The sequence below is a fragment of the Bradyrhizobium canariense genome (genome assembly GCF_900105125.1).
Taxonomy (GTDB): domain Bacteria; phylum Pseudomonadota; class Alphaproteobacteria; order Rhizobiales; family Xanthobacteraceae; genus Bradyrhizobium; species Bradyrhizobium canariense_A.
Genome location: NZ_LT629750.1, coordinates 5,875,833 through 5,897,958 on the forward strand (window position 1 = coordinate 5,875,833; position 22,126 = coordinate 5,897,958).

The window sequence follows — 22,126 nt, forward strand, 5'->3', positions numbered from 1 at the left end:
ACAAAAAACATATCAGGGGAGGCAAACGACATGTCAAAGGCGAACATCGGACTAACCCGGCGAACCATTCTCAAGAGCGGCGTTGCTGCGGCCGCTTTCAGTCCCCTCGGCGCGCCTGCGGTGCATGCGCAGACCAAGGAAATCCGTCTGCTGCAAGACCAGACCTTTGTCGACTCGCTGCGCGTGATCAAGGAGGCCGCCGCGCGCTACGAGCAGGAGCGCGGCGTGCGGGTGGTGGTCGACACCGTGCCGTCGGCGGATCTTTACCCGCGTATCCTCGCCGGCATTCGCGGCGGACGGCCCTATGACCTGACGATGATCATTTTCGTCGCTCACATGCTGAGTCTCGCCAATGAAGGCCAGCTCGCGCCGGTGACCTCGCTGGTCAACAAATACAAATGGGGCAAGCGAATCCTGTTTCCGGTCAAGGGCGAGCATTATTATTATCCGTGGGCCTATGCGCTGTGCTGGATGAATTATCGCAAGGATCTCTACGACACGCTCAAGCTCGAGCCGCCGAAGACGCTGGATCAACTGGTCGAGAATTCGCAGAAGTGCATGTCCACTAGCGGCAGCCAGCGCTACGGATATTCAACGCCGATCGGCTCCAACATCGCAACGAGCTGGATGGCATTCGGTCCGCTCTGGGCGGAAGGCGCGCAGCTGTTCGACGACAAATGGACGGTGGCGCTCGACACTCCGGATGGCCGCAAGGGCGCCGCCAAATATCTCGATTTCATGGCCGGCCTCTACAAGACCATGCCGCCCGGCGAAACCCAGGGCGATTTCGGTTCGGTGCTCGTGAAGTTCGGCGCCGATCAGACCGCGCACGCGCCGCAGGCCGGGCGCCTGATGGATTACATGGAGCAGCGCGTGCCGGAGATGGCGGATAAATGCGGCATCGCGGCTTTCCCCGACAGTTCGGGAACGCGCCGCGCCGTGAACCATGGTTACAAGGGATTTCTGGTCGGCAATACGCCGATGGCGGAAGAATCCATCAAGTTCCTGGAATGGTGGTCGGAAGGCCCCTACATCGACTTCCTGCACACCGCACCGCTGACGTTTCAGCCGCCGCGGCTTGATCTCTATGACGATGCGCGCTGGACCAACAACCCTATACTCAAGAAACACAGCGAAGCCGTGCGGACCATGCGCGGTTTTCTCGATGATCCCGCGCTGACGATCCGCTCGATCGACACCGAAGGGCCCGCTCCGGACATCAGGCCGGCCAAGGTCTTCGAGGCCAACGTGCTGCCCGAAATGCTGCAGAAAAAGCTCCTCAAGGGCATGCCGTCGGACGTCTGCGTCGACGAAGCGATTACTCGGATCCGCCAGCTTATCGCTTAGTGGAATCGGCGGTCGATACGGAGCATCGTCATGTCTTCTCGTCACGACTGGGTGATATGGCTGCTGTTTATCAGCGGGCTAGCCCTGATTTGGGCGTTCGCGGTGCTGCCGGTCTTCAACGCGATATGGCTGTCACTCCATTCGGCGTCTTCGTTCATCGAGACGCCGCATTGGGCTGGCCTGAATAATTATGTTGCCCTTCTCACCGATCCGGATTTCTGGCGGGCGACGGAGAACGGTTTCATCTACGCGGGACTGTGCATCGTCCTTCAAGTCGTGATCGGGATCGTGTTCGCGCTCGTGCTCAACACGGCGTTTCCGCTGCGATGGATGGTCCGCGGCATGGCGGTTCTTCCCTATTTGTTGCCCACGGTCGTGGTGGCGCTGATCTTCCAGTGGATGACCGACGGGAGCTTCGGCGTCATCACCGTGATCACGCAGAAGCTCGGCCTTGGCGTAATTCCCTGGCTTGAGCGTCCCGATGCCGCGATGGCCTCGGTTGTCATGGTGTCGGTCTGGATGTGGTCGCCGTTCGTCACGGTGTGCTGTCTTGCCGGAATGCAGTCGATACCGCCTGCGCTTTACGAGGCGGCCCGGGTCGATGGCGCCAATGCCTGGTATCGGTTCTGGCATGTCACTCTGCCGCAGCTCAGGCCGGTGCTCAGTGTCGTCATCCTGTTGCGGGCGATCTGGATGTTCAACAAATTCGACATCACGTGGTTGCTGACCAAGGGAGGCCCGCTCGGCGCCACGGAGCATCTGCCGATCCTCGCCTACAAGAAAGCATTCTCGATGTACGACGTCGGCGGCGGAGCCGCCGTCTCGACGTTGAGCTTCGCCCTCCTGACCGCCTGCGTCTTCGTCTATTTCCGGATTTCGCCACTCGAAGAAAAGGGCCCGCGATGACCCTCCGTCGTGTCGGAGCCAGCAGCAGGTCGGCCCGCCTGTCGCGGCTGGGATTGTATCTCGTGGCGGCGATCATCGCCGTCTGGTCGTTCTTTCCGATCTACTGGATGCTGCTCTCGTCGTTTCGCGGGCAATCGGATTTGTTCTCGGTGCCGAGCCTGTGGCCGCGCCATCTGGTCCTGAGCAACTATCGGCTCCTGCTGCAGCTGAGCGATTACGGACAACAATTCGAGAATTCGCTGATCGTCGCGGCGAGCGTCGTGGCCATCACGCTGGTGTTCTCGGTGGTGATCGCCTACGCGCTGACACGCCTCAAATTCCCGGGCAAGGTTTTCATCATCAGCAGCGTTCTCTACGCCTACATGTTTCCGCCGATGTTGCTGGCGATTCCCCTGTATGGCATCTTCGTTCAGACCGGACTTGGCGAGAGCCTCATCGCGCTCATCATCGCGCATTGCACCCTGACATTGCCACTTGGTATCTGGCTGCTCTGGGGTTTTTTCAAGAGCGTGCCGTTCGATCTGGAAGAAGCCGCGATGGTCGACGGGTGTACACGGCTTGGCACGTTCTTCCGCGTGGTGTTGCCGTTGTCGGGCCCCGGCATCATCACGGTCGCGATCTTTTCCTTTTTGCTGTCATGGACGGACTATGTATACGCGCTGGTGATGATCACGTCGGATTCGCAAAAGACACTGCCGCTCGGCATCGCCTCGATGGTCGGTTCGTTCGATATGCGATGGGGCGAAGCCATGGCCGGATCTTCGCTGATCATGTTGCCGCTGTTTCTGATGTTCGTGTTCCTGTCGCGCTATTTCATCCAGGGTTTGAGCGCGGGCGCGATCAAGGGATGAGGCCGGTCTGTTTTCCTTCGCGACCTGACCCATAGCGGAGATCGGTGGCCTTTCGACCCAAGGTAGACCTTGTCGATGGGCTGCGAGATATGGTCGCACGGAGCATTTGACCGGATAGCACCTCGCGGTTGGGTGGGCTGAGTCAGCCCCCCGCGGACGCTCGACGATGGGTCGGAACCATTTCGGTTCCGGCAAATTGTAGCCGATGGCGTAGTGTCGAAGGTGGCTCGCAATGGCAAGATGGTTGCCAGGGACAGGACGGCCGCCGGTTCGCCTGGAGAGCGGGACTGTACCGTTGCACGAGCCGGCTCCAATAAAACTGGTACAACCTCGAGGAACGACGCTCATCAACATGGCCGTCGCAGCGCTGATTATCGCTGCGCTGTATTTCGGCCGTGAGATATTCGTTCCGGTCGCCCTGGCGGTCCTCTTAAGCTTTGTCCTCGCGCCTTTCGTCATGCGTCTGCATTCCTGGCGGGTCCCACGCACGTTGGCCGTGCTGGTAGTGGTGTTCGTGGGATTCTCGATCATATTCAGTCTGGGTGGTCTGATGGTGTCGCAGGCCAGCCGCCTCGCCCGCGAACTGCCCAGATATCAGCAGACGCTGAGTGACAAGATCGAGAGCCTTCGCGGCCTCATGGGCGGCTCCGGGACATTGGAGCAGGCCTCCACGGTTCTCAAGGAACTGGGTACGCAGCTGCAACATCCGGATGCGGCTGATCAGCCCAACAACGGTCTCCTGAGACAACCATCCAATAACCCCGCCCCCATCCCCGTCGAAGTCAAGCAGCCCGACCCGGGCGCCCTGACCACGCTTGTCGCCATCATCGAACCCTTGCTTTCGCCGCTGACGACCACCGGGATCGTCGTGATCTTCGTCGTCTTTATCTTGCTGCAACGAGAAGATCTGAGAAACCGGGTGGTGCGACTTGCCGGTTCGGGGGATATTCAGCGCACGACCGCGGCGCTGGATGACGCCGGCCAACGCTTGAGCAAGCTCTTCCTCACCCAGATCGCCTTCAACGCCGTGTTTGGTCTGGCGATTGGCATCGGGCTCGAACTCATCGGCGTTCCCTCGGCGCCTCTGTGGGGCCTGATCGCGATGATCCTGCGGTTCGTGCCTTATATCGGCGCGCTGATATCAGCCGTATTCCCTCTCATCCTCTCCGCAGCCGTCGGCTCCGGTTGGGAGATGCTGGTTTTGACGGCCGCCTTGTTTGTCGTGCTGGAGCTGCTGGCCGGTCAGGTGCTGGAACCGTTGATCTTCGGCCATAGCACGGGCTTGTCTCCGGTCGCGATCATCCTGTCCGCGTCGTTCTGGACCTGGCTCTGGGGACCGGTCGGGCTGGTGTTGGCGACGCCGCTTACGGTCTGTCTCGTCGTCGTCGGGCGGCATGTCGATCGCCTCAAATTCCTCGACATCATGCTCGGCGATCGGCCGCCATTGACGCCGTCGCAACTGGTGTACCAGCGGATGCTGGCAGGCGATCCGATCGAAGCGGCGGAGCAGGCGCATGAGCATCTGAAGAATGCGTCACTTGAAGATTATTACGACACGATCCTCCTGAAAGGGTTGAGACTTGCGGAAACCGACAATCGACTAGGCCATCTCAATGAGGAGCGGCTGGACCGCATCGTCGCTACCGTCGGCGAACTGGTGAGCGACCTCGAAACGCACAACGACGCGGAAGTTGCCGATGCGGCGCCTGCCGACGTCGACTCCAATCTCGGCGCTCTCGTTGCAATCGAGCGCGCGGGGGACCGGCCGATCCTGATTCCGGAACAATGGCAGTCGCCGCGATCTGTTCTATGTGTTCCGGGAGCCAGCAAGATAGATGAAGCGGCGGCGCTGGTGGTCGCCCAGATTCTTCGGCGTCGCGGATTCGGCGCGGCATCGGAAAAGGCGGATGCCCTCTCGATGTCCAAATTCTTTTCGCTCGATTTGACCGGTACTTTGCTCGTCTGTGTCTGCTATGTCGACCGGCCATCCGGCGCCAGGATTCAATATGCCGTGCGGCGCCTCACCAAAAAAAACGGCAGTGTCAAAGTACTGCTCGCGCTTCTTGGCGCGGACGGCATCACGCCTGCCGAAAGTCCGGCCGGCACGCTTGTCGCCCAAGGATCATTTGAAGTGGTGCTGGAGACATTACTCCAGCTCGTATCCGAGCAGAGCGCGACAACAAGCGATCCAGAGAATGTTGTCGTTGCGCAGTGATTGCGGTTTTGAGTAGCGGTCGGCCCCGCGCATTTCGGATAGCCAATCGCCATTGTCCACGCGGTGACGCTCGCCTCCGGCATTATACGGCAACTATTTCTTCACCGTTCCGCTCGGCTCGTTTTTATATGCGTCGCGCTCTATTTAGCCGGGATCGAAGCTTCGTTCTCCAGCGAGTCCATCAGGCCGTCCAATCCGGATTTCCGCGCTGACGAAGGTGCTCTCGCGCCTCGCTCGCGCGCGATGCGTCGCGGGCCGACGTGCGGTGTGCCGATGGCACCGGCGCTGGAAGCGAAGTCTCCGACAGCAAGCTTGCGAGCATCCGCTTGGCGGATTTGAGCCGCTTGCGTTTGGTTCGCAGCCGAAAGAACTCGAATGCAGGAGTAGGACGATGAAGAGCGTTGCCCACGCGGTGTCGGGAGACCGAATACTCGACCCCATGATCGATCTGGCGCGTTGCACGAAGCAAGACCGTATCGTGATTGCCGGCTCGAAGGCCATCGAGCTGATGCTGGAATTGCAGCGGCGCGGTTTCCTTGAGGTGGCCGCGACGGCCAATTGCGGACGTGCCGCCGGACAATACGATGTCGCGATGGTGGATTGGCGGCGACGGACCACCAATTCGCTGGAGCCGACCATCGAATGGCTTCTTCACTATCTGCGTCCGGGCGGCATGCTGATCGTGTGGGTCGATCCCCAGAAACAGACCGCGAATCTGAAGCTGCGTTCCGCGCTGGAGCGCCTCGGATGCGTCATCGAATCCGGGACGGTTCATGATTGCGGCTGTGGATTGGCCGCGCGCCTGCTTGAAACCAACCCGCTGAAGAAAGCCGCGTAAAGTCAGGGCCGCGCGAAAGAAGGAATCGTTGAGATGGCGAAACCGAATGTGCGTCGCGCGGTGATCCGCGAATGGATGTCGCGTGCCAGTGATACCAGACAATCCGCCGGACAGGCGGCCGTGTTTGCCAGGAGCGCGGCGAAGCAGCACGCCTTGCCGCGCAGGCGCCGTTCGGACTTCGAGATCATCATGGCATGGCTGCGGCCTCGGGCGTCCGTGAACACAGGGTTGTGTGGCGCGTCGCGGAGAAGGCGTCAGCGATCGGGGAAACTTGCCGCGCGCGCCGACTATGCGGCTTTTATAACAACTTACGTGTGCCCACATCGATTTCTTATGCCGCAATCTACATCCTTGTCATCGGCTGTCCTGATCGCCACTAACGGGCGGAGGTTGAACATGCACAACGAAATCAAGCTTCAAAACTCGACGCGCGCGTCGATCCGGAAGACGATGCGCGGCGCAATGGAAAGACTGCTGATGTTTCTTTGGAGCGGATCGCCGACGCAGTACTGGCCGGCGGCGCACTACATGCGCGGCCGCGGTCCGAAATGGCGGGAAAAGCATGGCGGCCTGCAAGAAGATTCCAATCTCGTGAAGATACTCAACTCGACGAGCGAGAAGTGGAATGTCTGAGCGCGCGAGACGGGCCAATCATCCGGCGAGGTAAGGCTGCCCAATCGACTTTAATTATGCGTGTGCGCAGCCCGACATCGATCGTTCGGCTGCGTGGCGTGCGCGCACGCGCCCAGCCGCAATACAAGTTCAGCGCACTCGATCTTCTTTCGGATTTCAGCTCCTGACGGTCTAACTAGCTCGCCGCGGCAAGTGCCGCAGGGCAGGCCGCGCGAGCTTTGTTGGCCGACCTCGATCTCGGGGAGGCGGCCAAGACTGTCTCCCCAACGCATTGCGCCAACCGGTTCGTGTTGGTCGCCACCCGGCGCCACTCGGATGCGATGCGGCACGACAATTGCTTCGATACCGGGTGCGGCAGTAGCTGGATATCGCTCCTCAGCTGAAAATTTATCTAACAATATCCCACAAAATCAGTATCTTACATATTTTTGTATGCAACATACAAAAAATGATTGCCGAGGCTCGCCAGTTGAACCAGACTTAATTTCGGTCACGGCAGGCGATTGATCCATCAATGGCGATGGTGACGCGACGGCGCGAAAGGATCTGCCGGCAATCGGAGAGAGCAATGAGCGATCAGGTCTCAGCCATCGCAGCGACAGGCGCCATCAAGCCAACCGGCGTGCGCTGGAATATCTTTCTGCTGATGCTGTTCCTGATCTCGATCAATTATATCGATCGGGCGTCGCTCTCGGTGGCAATGCCGCTGATCTCCAAGGAATTCGACGTCGATCCTGCGATGCAGGGCCTGATTCTCAGCTCGTTCTTCTGGACCTACGCCGTGATGCAGGTTCCGGGCGGCATGCTTGCCGATCGTTTCAAGCCCAGGATCGTGATCGCGCTGGCGACGATTTTCTGGGGGGCGTTCCAGGCGATTGCGGCGGTGTCGACAAGCTGGTGGCTGTTGCTGCTGACGCGACTTGGGTTGGGTGCATCGGAAGCGCCGATCTATCCAGCCGGCGGCAAGCTCAACGCGATCTGGATGACGCAGAACGAGCGGGGCCGCGGTGCGACGCTGCTTGATGGCGGAGCGCCGCTCGGCGCCGCGCTGGGATCGATCGTGATCGCCTGGCTGATCGCCGCCTTCAACTCCTGGCGCATGGCCTTCGTCATCGCCGGCATCGGAACCATGATATGCGGCCTGTGGGCCTGGTATTACATCCGCAACGCGCCGCGAGAGCATCCGTCGGTCAATGAAGCGGAGGCGCGCTATATCGAACAGGCGCACGCGCTGGAAGATGCGGCGACGCCTGCCTCCCGCGGCGGAAACTGGATGGCCTATTTTCGATACCGTTCGGTCTGGTGCATGTGCCTTGGCTGGATGTTCTTCAACACCACCTTTTACGGTCTGTTGACGTGGATGCCGACCTACCTGTTCAAGGTGCACAACTTCGACATCAAGACGCTCGGCGGCGCTTCCTTTATCATCTTCTTCTCTGGTTTTGTCGGGGAGTTGGTCGGCGGATGGATCGGCGATTTCTGGCGCAGCCGTGGTGGCTCGCCAAACCTGGTGTTCCGGACCTTGTTTGGTATTGCCGCCATCATGGCGACGGTGTCGATTTTCTCGGTGGCCTATGTGACGAATCCGGTCGCCGTCGTGGTGTTGCTTTCCGCTACATTGTTCTTTCTGCGGTGGTGCGGAATGTATTGGGCAATTCCTTCGGCACTGGCAGGTCGCGATAAATCCGGTTTTCTCGGCGGCTGCATGAATCTCGGCGGCAACATTGCCGGCGTGCTGACGCCGCTGATCGTCGGCTTCATCGTGCAAGCCACAGGGTCCTACTTCCTGGCGCTGATGTTCTTCGCCGCCGCCGGCGTTGCGTTGCTGATCTGCTCGACCTTGATCGATTACAGCCGCAAACTGCCGATCTGATATCGTATGTGGGGGCGGCGACGGCCGCCCCCACATGATCCCAGTCCGCTTATAAAGCTTGCAATGATAAGGCTTGCAATATGACACGCCCGGTCCGGCTCGGCATGCTGACCCCTTCGTCCAACACCGCGTTGGAACCGATCACGAGCGCGATGCTGGCCGGCGTTGCCGATGTCTCGGCGCATTTCTCGCGCTTCAAGGTCACTGAAATCGCATTGTCTGAATCCGCGCTGCATCAATTCGACGATAGCGAGATCCTGCGCGCGGCCGAGCTTCTGGCGCATGCCAAGGTCGATGTCATTGCCTGGAATGGAACATCGGCGAGCTGGCTCGGCTTCGAGCGCGACGAGCGCCTGTGCGAACGGATCGCCGCGTCGACCGGCATCCGCGCGCGCACCACGGTGCTCGCTTATCGCGACCTGTTCCGACGGCTCGAAATTGCGCGCATCGGACTGGTGACGCCCTATCGCAAGGATGTCCAGGACAAGATCATTGCCAATTGGGGGGCGGAAGGATTGCAGTGCGTTTCGGAGCGGCACCTGTCACTGCAGGATAATTTTTCGTTCGCCGAAGTGCCGGAAGCCGAGGTCGCGCGCCTGATCGAAGAAGTCGTGCGCGAGGGCTGCGACGCCGTCGCCGTGGTTTGCACCAATATGCGCGGTGCCGGCCCCGCCGAGGTCCTTGAAGCGAGGCTGGGCGTGCCGGTCTTCGATTCGATTGCGGTAACGCTGTGGGCATGCCTGGTCGCGACCGGAATAGATCCGGCGCGTATCGAGGGCTGGGGAAGCTTGTTTACGAATCCGGACCTAGCACGATCCACGAGTCCAGTTGAGGACGTTCGCGGTGACGTTCAAAGGCCCCAATATTCATGAACCGTACGACATATCGATCGTGACCGAGACGAAAACCAGAACCGAGCCCAAGCGGCGGCGGCATGTGACTGCGCTGCAACGCCGGCGGCTGCGTGTGCCGCGAACCGGCCTCTATGAGCAGGCCGCGGCGCGGCTTCGTCTATTGATCGTCCGCGGCGATCTTGCGCCGGGACAGCAATTGCTCGAAACCGATCTGTCCGACGCACTCGGGGTTTCACGGACTCCGTTGCGCGAAGCCCTCAAGCAATTGGCATCCGAAGGTCTGGTCGAGCTTCGGCTCAACCGGAGCACCATCGTCGCGCCGCTTCGCCGTGACGAACTTACCGAACTGTTCGAAGCGGTGAGCGGGATCGAACGCTGCGCCGCCGAGCTCGCCGCGACACGGATGGTGGCGCGCGATGTTGAGCGGCTCGAGGCGCTGCAGGACCGTATCCAATGGCACCACGATCGCGGCGAACTGCGCGACTATTTCGAGGTCAATCAGCAAATCCACGGCGCCATTGTCGGCTTTGCCCGCAATGCCGTGTTGAAGGCCACGCACGACATATTGTTGCCGCGGGTGGAGCGCGCGCGCTTCTTCGCCTTGTCGGCCGACGGACGATGGGATGAATCGGTGCGCGAACATCAGGAGATCTTGTCGGCGCTCAAGGACGGCGACGCCGACCGAGCTGGACGCCTGCTCGGGCACCATGTCCGCCGAACCGGTGATATCGTCGCCGATACGCTGGATGTTCAGGCGGAGGATGCTGGCGCCGCGAAAGCGCGGCGCAACGTCCGAGCCATCATCACGAGAAAGGCCGGGCTGTGAAAATCCTGTTGCTCAATCCCAACACCACGACTGCTGTGACCGACCTGCTCTATGCCGCCGGCGCAAAGGCCGCCTCGCCGGGGACTGAGCTGGTGGTGGCGACGGCCGAGCGCGGCGTGCCCTATATTGCCACCCGAGCCGAAGCGCAGATCGGGGGCGCCATTGCGCTCGAAATGCTGGCCGCGGCTGGTTCCAGCGTCGATGCCGCTATCATCGCCGCGTTCGGCGATCCCGGCCTGTTCGGGGCGCGCGAACTATTCGATATTCCGGTCATAGGCCTTGCCGAAGCCGCGATGCTGACCGCCTGCATGCTGGGCCGTCGATTTTCAATCGTGACATTCGCCCGCGCGCTCGCGCCCTGGTATCAGGAATGCGTCACCATGCACGGTCTCGACGCCCGCTGCGCCGGCATACGCACGCTCGACGGCACGTTCCAATCCATTTCTAATGTCCAGGCCGAGAAGGAAGACCTGCTGGTGACGCTGGCGAACCGCGCCGTCGAGCAGGACGCCGCCGATGTCATTATCTTGTCCGGCGCGCCGCTGGCTGGCCTCGCCGACAAGGTCAGCCATCGCATTCCGGTGCCGGTGATCGATCCGACCGCCGCCGCTGTGCGGCAAGCGGAGACGCTCGTTGCCCTCAAGCCGCGCAAGGCCGTCGCCGGAACGTTTCGCCGTCCGGATCCCAAGCCGACCGTTGGCCTGGCGGAGCCGCTGGCCGCGGTGATCGAGCATCGGCGGCGCTCAGATGTGAAGGGAGAAACCCACTAATGCCGTTCGATACCATCATTCGCAGCGGCACGATCGCAACCGCCGCCGACACATTTTCTTGCGATATTGGGATCCGCGATGGGAAAATCGTGGCCCTGGGACATGATCTTGGCGCGGCGGAAACCATCATCGACGCGACCGACCGGCTGGTGCTGCCAGGCGGCATCGACAGCCACGTTCACTTCGCCCAGCCCTCGGGCGACGGCATCGTCATGGCCGACGGTTTCGCCACCGGCACGCGGTCGGCGGCCTTTGGCGGCAACACCACGGTGCTGCCGTTCTGCCTGCAGGAGAAAGGCCAAACGTTGCGCGAGGCGCTGCGGCGCTACCACGCGCTGGCGGATGGCGAATGTCATGTCGACGTGGCCTTCCATCTCATCGTGACCGATCCGACCGAGCAGGTGCTCGGGCAGGAACTGCCAGCGCTGGTGGAGGATGGCTACACGTCGCTCAAGGTCTTCATGACCTATGAAGGGTTGGCGCTGTCGGACCGCGAGCTGCTCGAAACCATGGCGGTGGCGCGCGAAACCGGCGCGGTGCTGATGGTGCATGCGGAAAACTTCGATGCCATCCGCTTTCTGACCGATCGTCTCGAACAAGCCGGCAATACCGCGCCGCGTTTCCATGCGACCTCGCGGCCGATTCCGGTCGAGCGCGAGGCAACGCACCGCGCGATCTCGTTTTCCGAACTCATCGACGTGCCGATCATGATCGTGCACGTATCGAACCGCGGCGCGATGGAGGAAATCCGCCGCGCCCAGCAACGCGGCCTCAAGGTGATGGGGGAGACCTGCCCGCAATACCTTGTGCTCACGGAGAAAGACCTCGACCGGCTGAATATGGAAGGCAGCAAATATGTCTGCTCGCCGCCGCCACGCGATGTCGAGAGCCAGCAGGCGTGCTGGGAGGGCTTGCAGCAGAAGGTGTTCTCGGTGTTCTCTTCCGACCATTGTCCGTTCCGCTACGACGATCCGCAGGGCAAGCTCGCGCCCAAGGGGCGCACCAGCTTCCGCTGGGTGCCGAACGGGATTCCGGGCGTGGCGACACGTCTTCCGATCCTGTTTTCGGAAGGAGTGGTGAAAGGCCGCATCGACCTCAACAGTTTCGTCGCGCTGACCGCGACCAATCACGCCAAGATCTACGGTCTCTATCCGCGCAAGGGAACGATCGCGGTGGGATCGGACGCCGACATCGTAGTGTGGGACCCGAAGCGAAAGGTCACGATCAGCCACGACCTCATTCATGACGGTGCGGACTACACCCCGTATGAGGGGCTGGATGTCACGGGCTGGCCGGTCCTGACCATGGTCCGCGGACGCGTGGTGGTTGATGACGGGGTTCTCGTCGGCGCGAAAGGCTACGGCGCCTATCTGTCGCGGACCAAGCCGCCAGCGCCCGCCGACCCTTCACAACGATAGACGGGAGGAGATCAATATGCCTTATGCGACGACGGATGACGGGGTGCGCCTGTATTTCGAGGAAACGGGATCGGGCCATCCCGTGATCCTGGTTCATGAATTCGCGGGCGATTTGCGCAGCTATGAGCCGCAGACGCGCCATTTCGGAAAACGGTATCGCGCCATCGCCTTCAATGCGCGCGGCTTCCCACCGTCCGACGTGCCGGAGCATGTTTCCTCTTATTCGCAGGCCCGTGCCGCCGATGACATCCTCGCCGTGCTCGATCATATCGGCGCGCGACAGGCGCACATCATTGGACTGTCGATGGGCGGCTTCGCGACGCTGCATTTCGGGCTGCGTCATCCGCAGCGGGCGCTGTCGCTATGCATCGGCGGCTGCGGTTACGGCGCCGAACTCGACAAGCGCGAAACCTTCCGGGCGGAAGCCGACGTGATCGCCGGCATGATACGGTCTGAGGGGATGCCGGCCTTTGCCGAACGCTATGCCTACGGGCCGACCCGCGTCCAATATGAAAACAAGGATCCGCGCGGCCACGCCGAATTCAAGGCGATGCTGGCCGAGCATTCGGCGGTCGGATCGGCCAACACCCAGCAGGGCGTCCAGAAGGAGCGGCCGTCGCTTTATACGCTGGTGGATGACATGAAGCGCGTCACTGTGCCTACTCTCATCATTACCGGTGACGAGGACTGGCCATGTCTTTTGCCGGGCATCCTGATGAAGCAAAGCATTCCTTCGGCGGCGCTGGTGGTGATGCCGAACGCGGGCCATGCCATCAACATCGAAGAGCCGGATGAGTATAACCGGATCGTCGGCGATTTTCTGTCCCAGGTCGAAAGCGGGCGCTGGCCAAGCCGCGATCCCCGCGCCGTCAGCGCCTCCATCACCGGAATGAAGGATTAACAGCGCCTGTGCCTGGTTAATTTCTGCCGTCGGAGCGGGCGCTTCGACGGCGGCCGCCCCAAAACCCTTGCCAATTTGTAATCCGCTCCTGCCGAACGCCACGCGTGGCGGCCTCGACCAACCTTCATTGCAAGAAGGAGGTCGCCATGAAATACGTTGCCATCAAACATATCGCCCTGTTCGCCGCGCTCGTCGTCGTCACTTCGGCGGCCAACGCGGCGACGTATGACTACACCGCCCACTACGACTATGTCCGTAAACCTTCGCTCAGCAACGCGCAGATCGATGCGCAGCTTCAGGTGGACACCGCGACCTGCGACAGCGCGATCGGCGTGCAGAGCGCAAAGCCGTCCGCGAGCTATCGCAGCTGCATGCTGCAATACGGCTGGAAGTACAGTTTCCTGACGCGATCAAAAGTGCCAGTCGATCCGTATTTCAGCTCGGACGCCAAGGTTCAGCCCGGCCATTTCATCGACCATGACAACGGCATGGATTGCCAGAACATGGGCGGCGCGGAAGTCTGCGATCCGCCGAAAGGGACCGTGCATTACTTCGATCCGGATCAGAACCTGCCCTGCACGCGCACCGGCGCGATGGCGATCTGCTCCAACATGTGAACTCGCGGCGCCAACGGGTGGACCGGCTAGCTTCTGCGCCGGTCCACCCGCGTCACCACTATCGCGCGCCGTCCGTTGCCGGCCTTATTGTCGGGCCTTGGGTCACATTGCCGAGTAGGCGTCGGTATCGGCCGGGATGTGAAGAGCGTCGTCGGGCATAGCAAGCTGCGTAAACCGCGCGCATGACTTGTCCGATATCCGCCGCCCGCCCTGCATCACCACGAGACCAGAGGTCCCTGCGGCGCCGACACGGGCATTGCCTTCGCCCTCATAGACGATGTAGCTGAATTCGCCGTTTTTGAACCTCAACTGGTACTCCATTCCGGCGTACCGCTGCGTCATCTGGAAGATGTTACCAGCGCTTGGGACGCCCACGATCGTCATTTCGTCGTGGCCTGCCGTTCCATAATGATAAATAAGTTGACCGCCATCGCTCGTCACGGAAACCATTTTCTTGTCGATCGAGCATGCGAATACCTTGGCGGGCGTTCCCTCGGAGCGTGCCGGCGAAATAGCGCCGAGCGGGATCACCGCAGCCAATCCCAAAATCATAACTGCCTTCATTGGTCCCCCTTAGCCGTGACCCGATCGATTGCCCGGGTTAAGGCGATGGCTCCCTTTACCGGGGATCGGCACCCAAGGCTACGCCTGAACTACGTCGTTCGTTCATTGCGGATTACCCCTCCGTGCGCCACGCGCTTCATTTCGCCGTCGCGTCACGCCGTTATCAGTGGGAAAACTCCGCATCTGAAAAGCGGAAGGAAAGAACGGCCCGTTGCGAGCTTGGAGCGACGCTGTCGGCTGTCGCCGCACAAGGCTCGGCATGCGTGATACGAGCCATCATCCTTGGCGCCAACCCGAGAGCCACAACGGGTCAAGTCTCTTGACCGGTCCTTGTGATGGTCCGCTTCCCGATGATGATCATCCTGCTCCCGCACGCCTTTCGTCCTCACCGGCAAGGAACGCGCGAACAGATAAACGTCAGGCAATTTGTCGCATACGAACACCTGCCCGACAGAACGATGGAACCGTGCGAGCTAAGAATTTCAGGCCGCGACCTTGCCGCATTCTGCCGCCGGTAGGGCAGCGCTGCTGACAGAAATCGTGTCGAACGCGTTGCGACAACGAGGCAAGATTGCGGTTTTATTATTCGCATAGTAGGGTTTAACGGCACTATTGCCGCGAGAGTCCGTGAAACACGTCTCTTTTGTCGCGGCTGCAGCGATCTGAGCGGTTCTATTGCAATCGCCAAGCTGCAAAAATTGATTCGGGAATAAAAAATTACAGACTGTGAAGCGCAGCACATTCAACGGACGGTCGAAAGATTATCTTTTGCCGTCGATAGCGCTGAGGCCGAGTTCAGAAGCGAGTTGCGGTCGACACAATTGAACTGAAAGATCGCTGCTCGAACATACGTAATATAATATTGGCTTCACGTTTGAGAGCGATAAGAAGAGCGGTCTATTTGCTTTCAGCTTTTTGATTGAATTGATCCACGGCGTTCTCGGGAGGAGAGACAAAGGTTAGCCGGCCATAGATATTAAATTTATCGCGTCGATCAGCAAATTTGGGGTGGCGTCATGCAGAAGCCCGATCCGTATCTCGTACGCGCGACAACGCATTCGCTTGAAAATGAACTTAGCCAGTCCCAGCCCACCTTTGGTTTGAGGGAACCATCCAACGCACCGCTGTACCAGCAAGGTCCTGTCGCCAAGCCGTCGGATCGACGCCTCATGCTGATCAGCCGCCCAGGTCTGGTCAGTGACTGCCTGAACAATGCACTCAACGAATGCGGATATGACACCGTTTTCCACGCGATGAGTGATCCGCTGCGAGCTCCGGTTGAAGGCGCCAATCTGGTCGTCATTTCCATGAATTCCAGCGAACCCGACGGACTCACGGCGCTTCGGAAACGTGCTCATGAATTACGGGACTGCATGCCCGGTGTTCCAGCGATGGCGTTGATCGAGCACTCCGGCCATGAATTGCCACGCGAACTGGCGGACGTTGGTCTCGTCGCGATCGTTCAGGGATACCTTTCCGTGAAACTGGCGCTCGCGGCTATCAATCTCGTCTTGGTGGGCGGGTCGCTCATGACGACAAAGATCTTTCTCCAAACCGATCAGGTGACGCCCCCGCGGCATAATGCCCCCATCGAGACGACCGATGTTTCTGACGATCTGGATTTTTCTGCGATCGGGAATTTCACGAAGCGCGAAATTGCACTTTTGACGCATCTGCGCCAGGGCATGCAGAACAAGGCCATCGCATACGAACTCGGCATTGCCGAAAGCACCGTCAAGGTCCATCTCCGTAATATCATGTCCAAATTGCATGCCAGCAACAGGACCCAGGTCGCCTATATGCTGGCAAACGGGTCGCTCGCGAATCCGCAGAAAGCAACGGTTCACAAGCTTGAACCGATCACGATTTCAGGGAATGTCTCCGAATTGTTTTCGGCCGCCGTTGACGCGAAGGTCAAAACGACCTCTTCGAGACACCTGGAGTCGTAAGGTTCGCCTCCGACAATTGCGCCCATGGCGTGATGTTCCTGATGGGCGATATCGCCTCTCTCTCTCTCTCTCTCTCCTCGGCTTAGAATCGACAAGCGATAGTGCCGCGAGGCTTCGACCCATCGATGGCTCGCGCCTGCAAGTTCTGCGGACGATCGTCTTCAGCATCCTTCATCGCAATCGATCGCTCCATCTTCACCTCGGGTATCTTCGTTGCGTCGTCGGTCGCGTGCGCAGACAGAAAGTGTTGTGCCGCGCAACACGATTTTTGTCGTAAGAAATCTTGCGACAAAAGTACTCGCCGGACTACATGCCGTACCTCTTTCGGCTTAGGCGCTTGGTGTTTTCTACGTTGCTCGATCAATAGTTGTATGTCCGCATGGTCAGCTTGCGGGTTGCCGCGTTCGCCGGGAATATCAGCGCATCACGTCAATGTCGGCGTGGTGACAAACCGCCCCCCAGGGCAATCGTCGCACGAAGGAGACGCGCAATGTTTAAGACCAGGACAATCGTTTTCGCAGCTCTGATGACCGCTCTCATCAGCAGCCAGGCTTCCGCGTTTGCGGTTGGAAACGGCAACGGCAACGGCAACGGCAATATCGGTTCCGGTAATGGCAACGCCAACGGCAACGGCAACTTCGGGTCGTTCAACGGCAACGGCAACGGCAACTTCAACTTCGGCAGCGGCAATGGCAACGTGAACGGAAACGGCAACTTCGGTAGTGCCAACGGCAACCTGAACGGCAACGCGAACTTCGGTTTCCAGAACGGTAACGGCAACGGCAACCTGAACGCCGGCTCCTTGAACGGCAACGCCAACGGCAACTTCAACTTCGGTGCCTTCAACGGCAACGCCAACGGCAACGGCAACTTCGGGTCGCTCAACGGCAACGGCAGCGGAAACTTCAACCACTAATCTTGTCACATGCGGCGGTCGATTGAATGCGAACCGTATGTTTTGATGAGTGTCTATTATCGATGTTGCTCTCCTTTGGGCATTCTTGGATCCCCCCGGGAGTGCTCAAAGAGAGTGGCATCGAGGTATCTGGCCGAAAATCGAACACGCGGCACGCAGTACAATCTCAAGAAGAGACTGAGACCAGGCGCGAGTGCGAGTAATTGAATTACAGAATACCGCAATCGGAATATCCTCGTCCTGACAAAAAGCCCCTTAAAGTCAGGTCGCAGGGATCCAGCTTTCAGGAGCCGAAAATGAAACGAACAAGAATGACTTTTGCAGTTCTCACTTGCCTGGAGCTTTGCGTCACCCTTGCGATCCCCAGGAATTCTGAAAGCCTCGTCGGGTCCGATTCGAGAGGCAAACCAGGCGGACTGGAGCGCTGGGCGTTTGCCATTGGGAACGGCAACGGCAATGGCAATGGCAATGTTGGAACCCTTAACGGCAACAACAACGGCAACTTCAACCTCGGAAGCGGCAACGGCAATGGTAACGGCAATGGCACTGGTGTTCCGCAAACCAACGGGAATCTCGGATACATGAACGGCGGCACAGGAAACATTGGCGCCTTCAACGGGCTTGGAAATTCAAGCTCGACGAGCGGCAACAACAATTATGGCGCATTTAACGGCAACGGGAACGGCGGCACGTTCAACGGCAACGGCAACATCGGTTCATACAACGGAAACCTCAACGGCATCGGCAATGTTGGCATCGGGAACGGCAGCTTCAACGGCAACGGCAATATCGGAGCGCTGAACGGAAACCTCAACGGGAGCTTCAATCATTGACCGCGGTTGGCACCATATCGAGCAACGATCACGTCAGCAGGCGTGCGCTCGTCGGTGCCGGCGCGATTGCCATCGCAGTGCTCGTCGTTGCGGCCGGTAGCGGCAATGGCAATGGCAACGGGAATATCGGCAACTTCAACGGCAACGGCAACAGCGGCAATAACAACGGCAACAATAATCGCGGCAATAACAACGGTAACCGAAACACGACAGACAATAACGGCAATCATCACAGCGGCGACAACAAAGGCAATGACAGCCAGAAACGCATGAACGGGACCATCAAGTAGCCAAGCAGCTTTGTGTGCCCGTTGTGTAGACCGAAGCGAGTTGTCAGCGCTGTGCCGGCAAGGACGAAGGCCTGGAGTGCAACATGAAGATCCTGTTGGTGAATTCTCTCATCCTCTCCTCGGTTGTCGCGTGGCCGGCGACATCATGGTGGCACGCCCCGAATACCGGGACGATGCTGGCAAGCCTTCCAGGGATCGCATCTTCCGAGCCTGACTACGTAACTTCTTCGGTAAAGGTCGAAGACGTCGTCAAGACCATCATGGCGACCGGGGCGCTGATCCCCTCGCTTAATGTGGAAGTCGGCTCGGTGCTCTCAGGGCAGATTGCAAAGCTGAAAGTCGATTTCAACGACAAGATCGTCAAGGGTCAGGTTCTCGCGGAACTCGATCCCAGGACCTTTGAACTGGCCGTCGCGTCCAGCCAGGCCGCGCTGGAAGGCGCGAGGGCGGATCTCAGGGCTGCCGAAGTCCGCCTCGAACGGTCGAGGATTCAGGCGAAACAGACGATCCTGGAGCGTTCGATGCTCGCCACACGGGTCGATCGGGCCAAGGTTGCGTTCGACGTCGCTGACCGGGAGTACAAGCGCAAACAGTGGCTGCTGGAACGCAACGCTGCGCCCGCGACCGAGGTGCAGGATTCGCAATCGCGGCTCGATGCCGCCAATGCAGCACTGCGTGAGAGCCAGGTCATCTTCGACAATCAGGCGAACGCAATCGATGCCGCGAATGCCGACATCAAGCGGGCAATGGCCGATATCGGAGGCCTCCGTGCCAGCGTCGACAAGGCAAGTGCACAACTGCAGACCGCGCTGACCGAACTTGACAGAACCAAGATCAAGTCTCCGGTAGACGGCGTCATCGTCGGCCGCAGCATCACCGAAGGGCAGACTCTGGCAACCGGCCTCGAGGCCAAGACCCTGTTCACGATCGCGGGCGATCTCAGCCACATGGAAATCAACGCGCGCGTCGACGAAAGCGACATCGCGAAGATCAAGGTCGGGCAAAACGCGACATTCACCGTCGACTCGTTTCCGGGAAGAACGTTCGAGGCGACCGTGAGGCAGATCCGGATGGCGCCGCAGGTTCTGCAGAACGTCGTTACCTACACGGTCGTATTGACGACCGAGAATCCCGATTATGCGTTGTTGCCGGGGATGACCGTGCTTGCGAAGATCGTGACGGAGCGTACCCCCGCTTCCATGACGGTGCCGCTCGCCGCGCTCAGATTCCGTCCGCAAGCCGAAGCTGCCGCGACATCAGACAAAAATGCTCGTCAGGCATCTCTCTGGGTGCTGAGGTCCGGTCATCAGCCCAGGCGTATCTCGGTCGTCAGAGGCGATGACAATGGCACCAACGTCGCCATCAAATCGGACGAGCTGCAGGCTGCAGACCGGATCGTGATCGGCGAAAACGCGCAAGGCTCGGACAAAGATGTAGTGCGATAGCCGGTGGATTTTGAATATGATCGCCGAGGCGCGTGAGATCAGCAAAGTATATTCGCTGGGGTCGACGACCGTCACCGCGCTCCATCCGACGTCGTTTTCGATCGCCAGCGGAGAATTTCTCGCGATCCTGGGACCTTCCGGGTCCGGAAAATCGACCTTGATGAATATCATCGGGTTGCTGGATCGTCCGTCCGTTGGCCAGTTCTACCTGAACGGGGTGAACTGCGGAGGGCTCAGTGACGACCAGGCTGCGCAAACGCGCAACCGGTTTGTCGGCTTTGTCTTTCAGGCCTACCATCTCCTCCCGCGTCAAACGGTCCTCAAGAACGTTGAGCTGCCGCTGATGTATGCCGGCGTTACTGGCAGCGAACGAAAACGCAGGGCTATCGCCGCGCTCACCGCCGTCAAGCTGTCTCACCGCATCGATCATCTGCCGTCGCAGCTTTCCGGCGGCGAGCAGCAGCGCACCGCCATCGCGCGGGCGATCGTCACCGACCCGCCGCTCATTCTCGCAGACGAGCCAACCGGCGCGCTGGACACCACGACCGGCTGGGAGATCCTGCAGCTCCTGATGGCGCTCAACCAGGCGGGCCGTACCATCGTCATGGTCACCCATGACGTTCAAATCGCGCAGCAGGCGCGCCGGATCATCTCCATTCGCGATGGGAGGATCATATCGGATCAGCCCGTCACGCCACGACAGGCCGAGACTGCCTATCAGGGGACACCGCACCATGAGGCCGCTTGATTATCTATCGGCTGCGGCTGGCGCCATGCGAGCCAACCCTTTCCGCACGTTCCTGACCATGCTCGGCATCATCATCGGCGTCGGCTCGATGATCAGCATGGCCGCCATCGGCGCCGGCGCGCAAGCCCAGGTTCAGGAGCAGATCCGCTCCTTCGGCGCCAACGTCCTGATGGTCAATCCGAACGCTCGCAGCCAGAACGGCGTCCGCTCGGCCGGTAATTTTCGCCGGCCGTTGACCATTGAAGACGCCAAAGCCATGGCCGAACTCGACTCGGTACGGGTGGCCGCGCCGTCCGTGTCGGGCACCGCGCAGGTTGTTCATGGCAGCCTGAATTGGGGAACCACCGTCAACGGCACGACCCGGGATCACTTTGCGATACGCGGTTGGACCTTGGCGTCCGGCCGCCTCTTCACGCCTGATGACGAACGGGATGCCGGCAAGGTGCTGGTGCTCGGCTCGACCGTCGCTCACAAACTGTTCGGCGACGACGAGCCGGTGGGCCAGATTGTCCGCATTCTCAGTACGCCCTTTGAAGTCATTGGCGTCCTGAAGGAGAAGGGAACCGCGGGAGACGGACAGAATCAGGACGACGTCGTGTTCGTTCCGTTGCTGACCGCGATGATGCGGTTGATCGGGAGCGCCAATACGGTCAATCGGGACGCGGTCGCCTATATCCTTGCGAGCGCAAAGTCCGAAAGCTCCATGACCACAGCGATCCAGGAAATCGACGCGCTGATGTATCAACGCCACAATATCACTGACGACGATGACAAGGATTTCATTGTCACGACCGCCGCCTCGATCCTCGCGGCACAGAAAGCATCGACACGAACGGTCGCGTTCCTGCTCGGTGCGATTGCCGCTGTTTCCCTGCTGGTCGGCGGCATCAGTATCATGAACATCATGCTTGTCTCCGTGACCGAGCGAACCCGCGAGATCGGATTGCGGCTGGCCATCGGGGCCCGTCCGCGCGACGTTCGGAAGCAGTTTATTCTGGAAGCGGCGATGATTTGCACGGCAGGCGGCGTGTTCGGCGTCATGCTCGGTGGTTTGCTCGCGATCGCGGTGGCGAACTTCGTCGGGTGGCGGGTTCTTCTGGAACCCCAGACAGCCGCGATTGCGGTGGCGTTTGCCGGCTGCGTCGGCGTTTTCTTCGGCTACTATCCCGCCAAGAAGGCGGCGAGCCTTCAGCCCGTGATCGCCTTGCGCAGCGATTAGATTCTCTCTCCTGTTCATGGCTTGATCGTCAACGCGGCTGCAATTTGCCGCCTGCGAGCCCAGCCGGTATAATTTCCTCGGCAAAAGGGGCGCGTGACAGAGATTTCTGATCT

Annotated in this window: 21 protein-coding genes; 19 read left to right on the forward strand and 2 right to left on the reverse strand. The window is 60.0% G+C overall.

Annotated features, from left to right (window positions below; all coding sequences use genetic code 11):
- Positions 1 to 30: 30 nt before the first annotated feature.
- From BLV09_RS27815 to BLV09_RS27875, 13 genes are all read left to right on the forward strand, one after another.
- Positions 31 to 1,347, forward strand: coding sequence for an ABC transporter substrate-binding protein (locus BLV09_RS27815; protein WP_146689684.1), 1,317 nt, complete (start codon positions 31 to 33; stop codon positions 1,345 to 1,347).
- A 30-nt stretch (positions 1,348 to 1,377) separates the two neighbouring features.
- Positions 1,378 to 2,253, forward strand: a complete 876-nt coding sequence (locus BLV09_RS27820; protein WP_100385419.1) for a carbohydrate ABC transporter permease — start codon at positions 1,378 to 1,380, stop codon at positions 2,251 to 2,253.
- The gene (locus BLV09_RS27825; protein WP_146689685.1) at positions 2,250 to 3,104 is read left to right on the forward strand and encodes a carbohydrate ABC transporter permease; all 855 of its coding nucleotides are present in this window, start codon (positions 2,250 to 2,252) and stop codon (positions 3,102 to 3,104) included. Before BLV09_RS27820 ends, BLV09_RS27825 begins: the two co-directional genes overlap by 4 nt.
- 352 nt (positions 3,105 to 3,456) lie before the next feature.
- Positions 3,457 to 5,319 (forward strand): AI-2E family transporter, encoded by a 1,863-nt coding sequence (locus BLV09_RS27830; RefSeq protein ID WP_146689686.1) that lies wholly within the window; start codon positions 3,457 to 3,459, stop codon positions 5,317 to 5,319.
- Positions 5,320 to 5,710: 391 nt separating this feature from the next.
- Positions 5,711 to 6,157: a hypothetical protein gene (locus tag BLV09_RS27835; RefSeq protein ID WP_146689687.1), complete on the forward strand. Its 447-nt coding sequence runs from the start codon at positions 5,711 to 5,713 to the stop codon at positions 6,155 to 6,157.
- 33 nt (positions 6,158 to 6,190) lie between these two features.
- On the forward strand, positions 6,191 to 6,790 hold the full coding sequence (locus tag BLV09_RS27840) for a hypothetical protein (RefSeq protein ID WP_167558897.1): 600 nt from the start codon (positions 6,191 to 6,193) through the stop codon (positions 6,788 to 6,790).
- Between the two features lie 568 nt (positions 6,791 to 7,358).
- Complete coding sequence (locus tag BLV09_RS27845) at positions 7,359 to 8,663, forward strand: MFS transporter (RefSeq protein ID WP_146689689.1); 1,305 nt, start codon at positions 7,359 to 7,361, stop codon at positions 8,661 to 8,663.
- Positions 8,664 to 8,743: 80 nt separating this feature from the next.
- The gene (locus tag BLV09_RS27850) at positions 8,744 to 9,535 is read left to right on the forward strand and encodes a maleate cis-trans isomerase family protein (protein WP_146689690.1); all 792 of its coding nucleotides are present in this window, start codon (positions 8,744 to 8,746) and stop codon (positions 9,533 to 9,535) included.
- A 19-nt stretch (positions 9,536 to 9,554) separates the two neighbouring features.
- Positions 9,555 to 10,343 carry a GntR family transcriptional regulator gene (locus tag BLV09_RS27855; protein ID WP_146689691.1) on the forward strand — a complete coding sequence of 263 codons (789 nt, stop codon included), beginning with the start codon at positions 9,555 to 9,557 and terminating at the stop codon, positions 10,341 to 10,343.
- Positions 10,340 to 11,113, forward strand: a complete 774-nt coding sequence (locus BLV09_RS27860; protein WP_146689692.1) for an aspartate/glutamate racemase family protein — start codon at positions 10,340 to 10,342, stop codon at positions 11,111 to 11,113. Before BLV09_RS27855 ends, BLV09_RS27860 begins: the two co-directional genes overlap by 4 nt.
- Positions 11,113 to 12,531: a dihydropyrimidinase gene (gene hydA, locus BLV09_RS27865; RefSeq protein ID WP_146689693.1), complete on the forward strand. Its 1,419-nt coding sequence runs from the start codon at positions 11,113 to 11,115 to the stop codon at positions 12,529 to 12,531. Before BLV09_RS27860 ends, hydA begins: the two co-directional genes overlap by 1 nt.
- Positions 12,532 to 12,547: 16 nt before the next feature.
- Entirely contained in the window at positions 12,548 to 13,432 is an 885-nt protein-coding gene (locus tag BLV09_RS27870) for an alpha/beta fold hydrolase (protein ID WP_146689694.1), read from the forward strand.
- Positions 13,433 to 13,578: 146 nt separating this feature from the next.
- A complete protein-coding gene (locus BLV09_RS27875; protein ID WP_146689695.1) occupies positions 13,579 to 14,049 on the forward strand; it encodes a hypothetical protein in 471 nt (156 codons plus the stop codon).
- 102 nt (positions 14,050 to 14,151) lie between these two features.
- Here the strand turns inward: BLV09_RS27875 and BLV09_RS27880 are convergent, their stop codons facing one another.
- Entirely contained in the window at positions 14,152 to 14,613 is a 462-nt protein-coding gene (locus BLV09_RS27880) for a hypothetical protein (RefSeq protein ID WP_146689696.1), read from the reverse strand.
- 1,016 nt (positions 14,614 to 15,629) lie between these two features.
- On the opposite strand from BLV09_RS27880, the gene BLV09_RS27885 reads away from it, so the two are divergent.
- The 3 genes from BLV09_RS27885 to BLV09_RS27895 all read left to right on the forward strand — a co-directional run bounded on the left by BLV09_RS27885 (position 15,630) and on the right by BLV09_RS27895 (position 18,311).
- On the forward strand, positions 15,630 to 16,562 hold the full coding sequence (locus BLV09_RS27885) for a response regulator transcription factor (protein WP_244548835.1): 933 nt from the start codon (positions 15,630 to 15,632) through the stop codon (positions 16,560 to 16,562).
- Between the two features lie 526 nt (positions 16,563 to 17,088).
- Positions 17,089 to 17,478 (forward strand): hypothetical protein, encoded by a 390-nt coding sequence (locus tag BLV09_RS27890; RefSeq protein WP_197684985.1) that lies wholly within the window; start codon positions 17,089 to 17,091, stop codon positions 17,476 to 17,478.
- A 296-nt stretch (positions 17,479 to 17,774) separates the two neighbouring features.
- A complete protein-coding gene (locus BLV09_RS27895) occupies positions 17,775 to 18,311 on the forward strand; it encodes a hypothetical protein (protein ID WP_146689697.1) in 537 nt (178 codons plus the stop codon).
- On the opposite strand, the gene BLV09_RS37485 is transcribed toward BLV09_RS27895, so the two are convergent.
- Entirely contained in the window at positions 18,305 to 18,541 is a 237-nt protein-coding gene (locus BLV09_RS37485; protein ID WP_167558564.1) for a hypothetical protein, read from the reverse strand. The genes BLV09_RS27895 and BLV09_RS37485 overlap by 7 nt on opposite strands.
- 143 nt (positions 18,542 to 18,684) lie before the next feature.
- On the opposite strand from BLV09_RS37485, the gene BLV09_RS27905 reads away from it, so the two are divergent.
- From BLV09_RS27905 to BLV09_RS27915, 3 genes are read left to right on the forward strand one after another with little or no spacing between them, the layout of a single operon-like run.
- Positions 18,685 to 20,046: an efflux RND transporter periplasmic adaptor subunit gene (locus BLV09_RS27905; RefSeq protein WP_146689699.1), complete on the forward strand. Its 1,362-nt coding sequence runs from the start codon at positions 18,685 to 18,687 to the stop codon at positions 20,044 to 20,046.
- A gap of 16 nt (positions 20,047 to 20,062) precedes the next feature.
- A complete protein-coding gene (locus BLV09_RS27910; protein ID WP_146689700.1) occupies positions 20,063 to 20,794 on the forward strand; it encodes an ABC transporter ATP-binding protein in 732 nt (243 codons plus the stop codon).
- Complete coding sequence (locus BLV09_RS27915; RefSeq protein ID WP_100385435.1) at positions 20,781 to 22,013, forward strand: ABC transporter permease; 1,233 nt, start codon at positions 20,781 to 20,783, stop codon at positions 22,011 to 22,013. Before BLV09_RS27910 ends, BLV09_RS27915 begins: the two co-directional genes overlap by 14 nt.
- Positions 22,014 to 22,126: the final 113 nt, after the last annotated feature.

Excerpts from the sequence above, each read along its gene's own strand:
- BLV09_RS27815 (WP_146689684.1), top strand. The coding sequence starts at position 31 with ATGTCAAAGGCGAACATCGGACTAACCCGGCGAACCATTCTCAAGAGC.
- BLV09_RS27820 (WP_100385419.1), top strand. The coding sequence starts at position 1,378 with ATGTCTTCTCGTCACGACTGGGTGATATGGCTGCTGTTTATCAGCGGG.
- BLV09_RS27825 (WP_146689685.1), top strand. The coding sequence starts at position 2,250 with ATGACCCTCCGTCGTGTCGGAGCCAGCAGCAGGTCGGCCCGCCTGTCG.
- BLV09_RS27830 (WP_146689686.1), top strand. The coding sequence starts at position 3,457 with ATGGCCGTCGCAGCGCTGATTATCGCTGCGCTGTATTTCGGCCGTGAG.
- BLV09_RS27835 (WP_146689687.1), top strand. The coding sequence starts at position 5,711 with ATGAAGAGCGTTGCCCACGCGGTGTCGGGAGACCGAATACTCGACCCC.
- BLV09_RS27840 (WP_167558897.1), top strand. The coding sequence starts at position 6,191 with ATGGCGAAACCGAATGTGCGTCGCGCGGTGATCCGCGAATGGATGTCG.
- BLV09_RS27845 (WP_146689689.1), top strand. The coding sequence starts at position 7,359 with ATGAGCGATCAGGTCTCAGCCATCGCAGCGACAGGCGCCATCAAGCCA.
- BLV09_RS27850 (WP_146689690.1), top strand. The coding sequence starts at position 8,744 with ATGACACGCCCGGTCCGGCTCGGCATGCTGACCCCTTCGTCCAACACC.
- hydA (WP_146689693.1), top strand. The coding sequence starts at position 11,113 with ATGCCGTTCGATACCATCATTCGCAGCGGCACGATCGCAACCGCCGCC.
- BLV09_RS27870 (WP_146689694.1), top strand. The coding sequence starts at position 12,548 with ATGCCTTATGCGACGACGGATGACGGGGTGCGCCTGTATTTCGAGGAA.
- BLV09_RS27875 (WP_146689695.1), top strand. The coding sequence starts at position 13,579 with ATGAAATACGTTGCCATCAAACATATCGCCCTGTTCGCCGCGCTCGTC.
- BLV09_RS27880 (WP_146689696.1), bottom strand. The coding sequence starts at position 14,613 with ATGAAGGCAGTTATGATTTTGGGATTGGCTGCGGTGATCCCGCTCGGC.
- BLV09_RS27885 (WP_244548835.1), top strand. The coding sequence starts at position 15,630 with ATGCAGAAGCCCGATCCGTATCTCGTACGCGCGACAACGCATTCGCTT.
- BLV09_RS27890 (WP_197684985.1), top strand. The coding sequence starts at position 17,089 with ATGACCGCTCTCATCAGCAGCCAGGCTTCCGCGTTTGCGGTTGGAAAC.
- BLV09_RS27895 (WP_146689697.1), top strand. The coding sequence starts at position 17,775 with ATGAAACGAACAAGAATGACTTTTGCAGTTCTCACTTGCCTGGAGCTT.
- BLV09_RS37485 (WP_167558564.1), bottom strand. The coding sequence starts at position 18,541 with ATGATTGCCGTTATTGTCTGTCGTGTTTCGGTTACCGTTGTTATTGCC.
- BLV09_RS27905 (WP_146689699.1), top strand. The coding sequence starts at position 18,685 with ATGAAGATCCTGTTGGTGAATTCTCTCATCCTCTCCTCGGTTGTCGCG.
- BLV09_RS27910 (WP_146689700.1), top strand. The coding sequence starts at position 20,063 with ATGATCGCCGAGGCGCGTGAGATCAGCAAAGTATATTCGCTGGGGTCG.
- BLV09_RS27915 (WP_100385435.1), top strand. The coding sequence starts at position 20,781 with ATGAGGCCGCTTGATTATCTATCGGCTGCGGCTGGCGCCATGCGAGCC.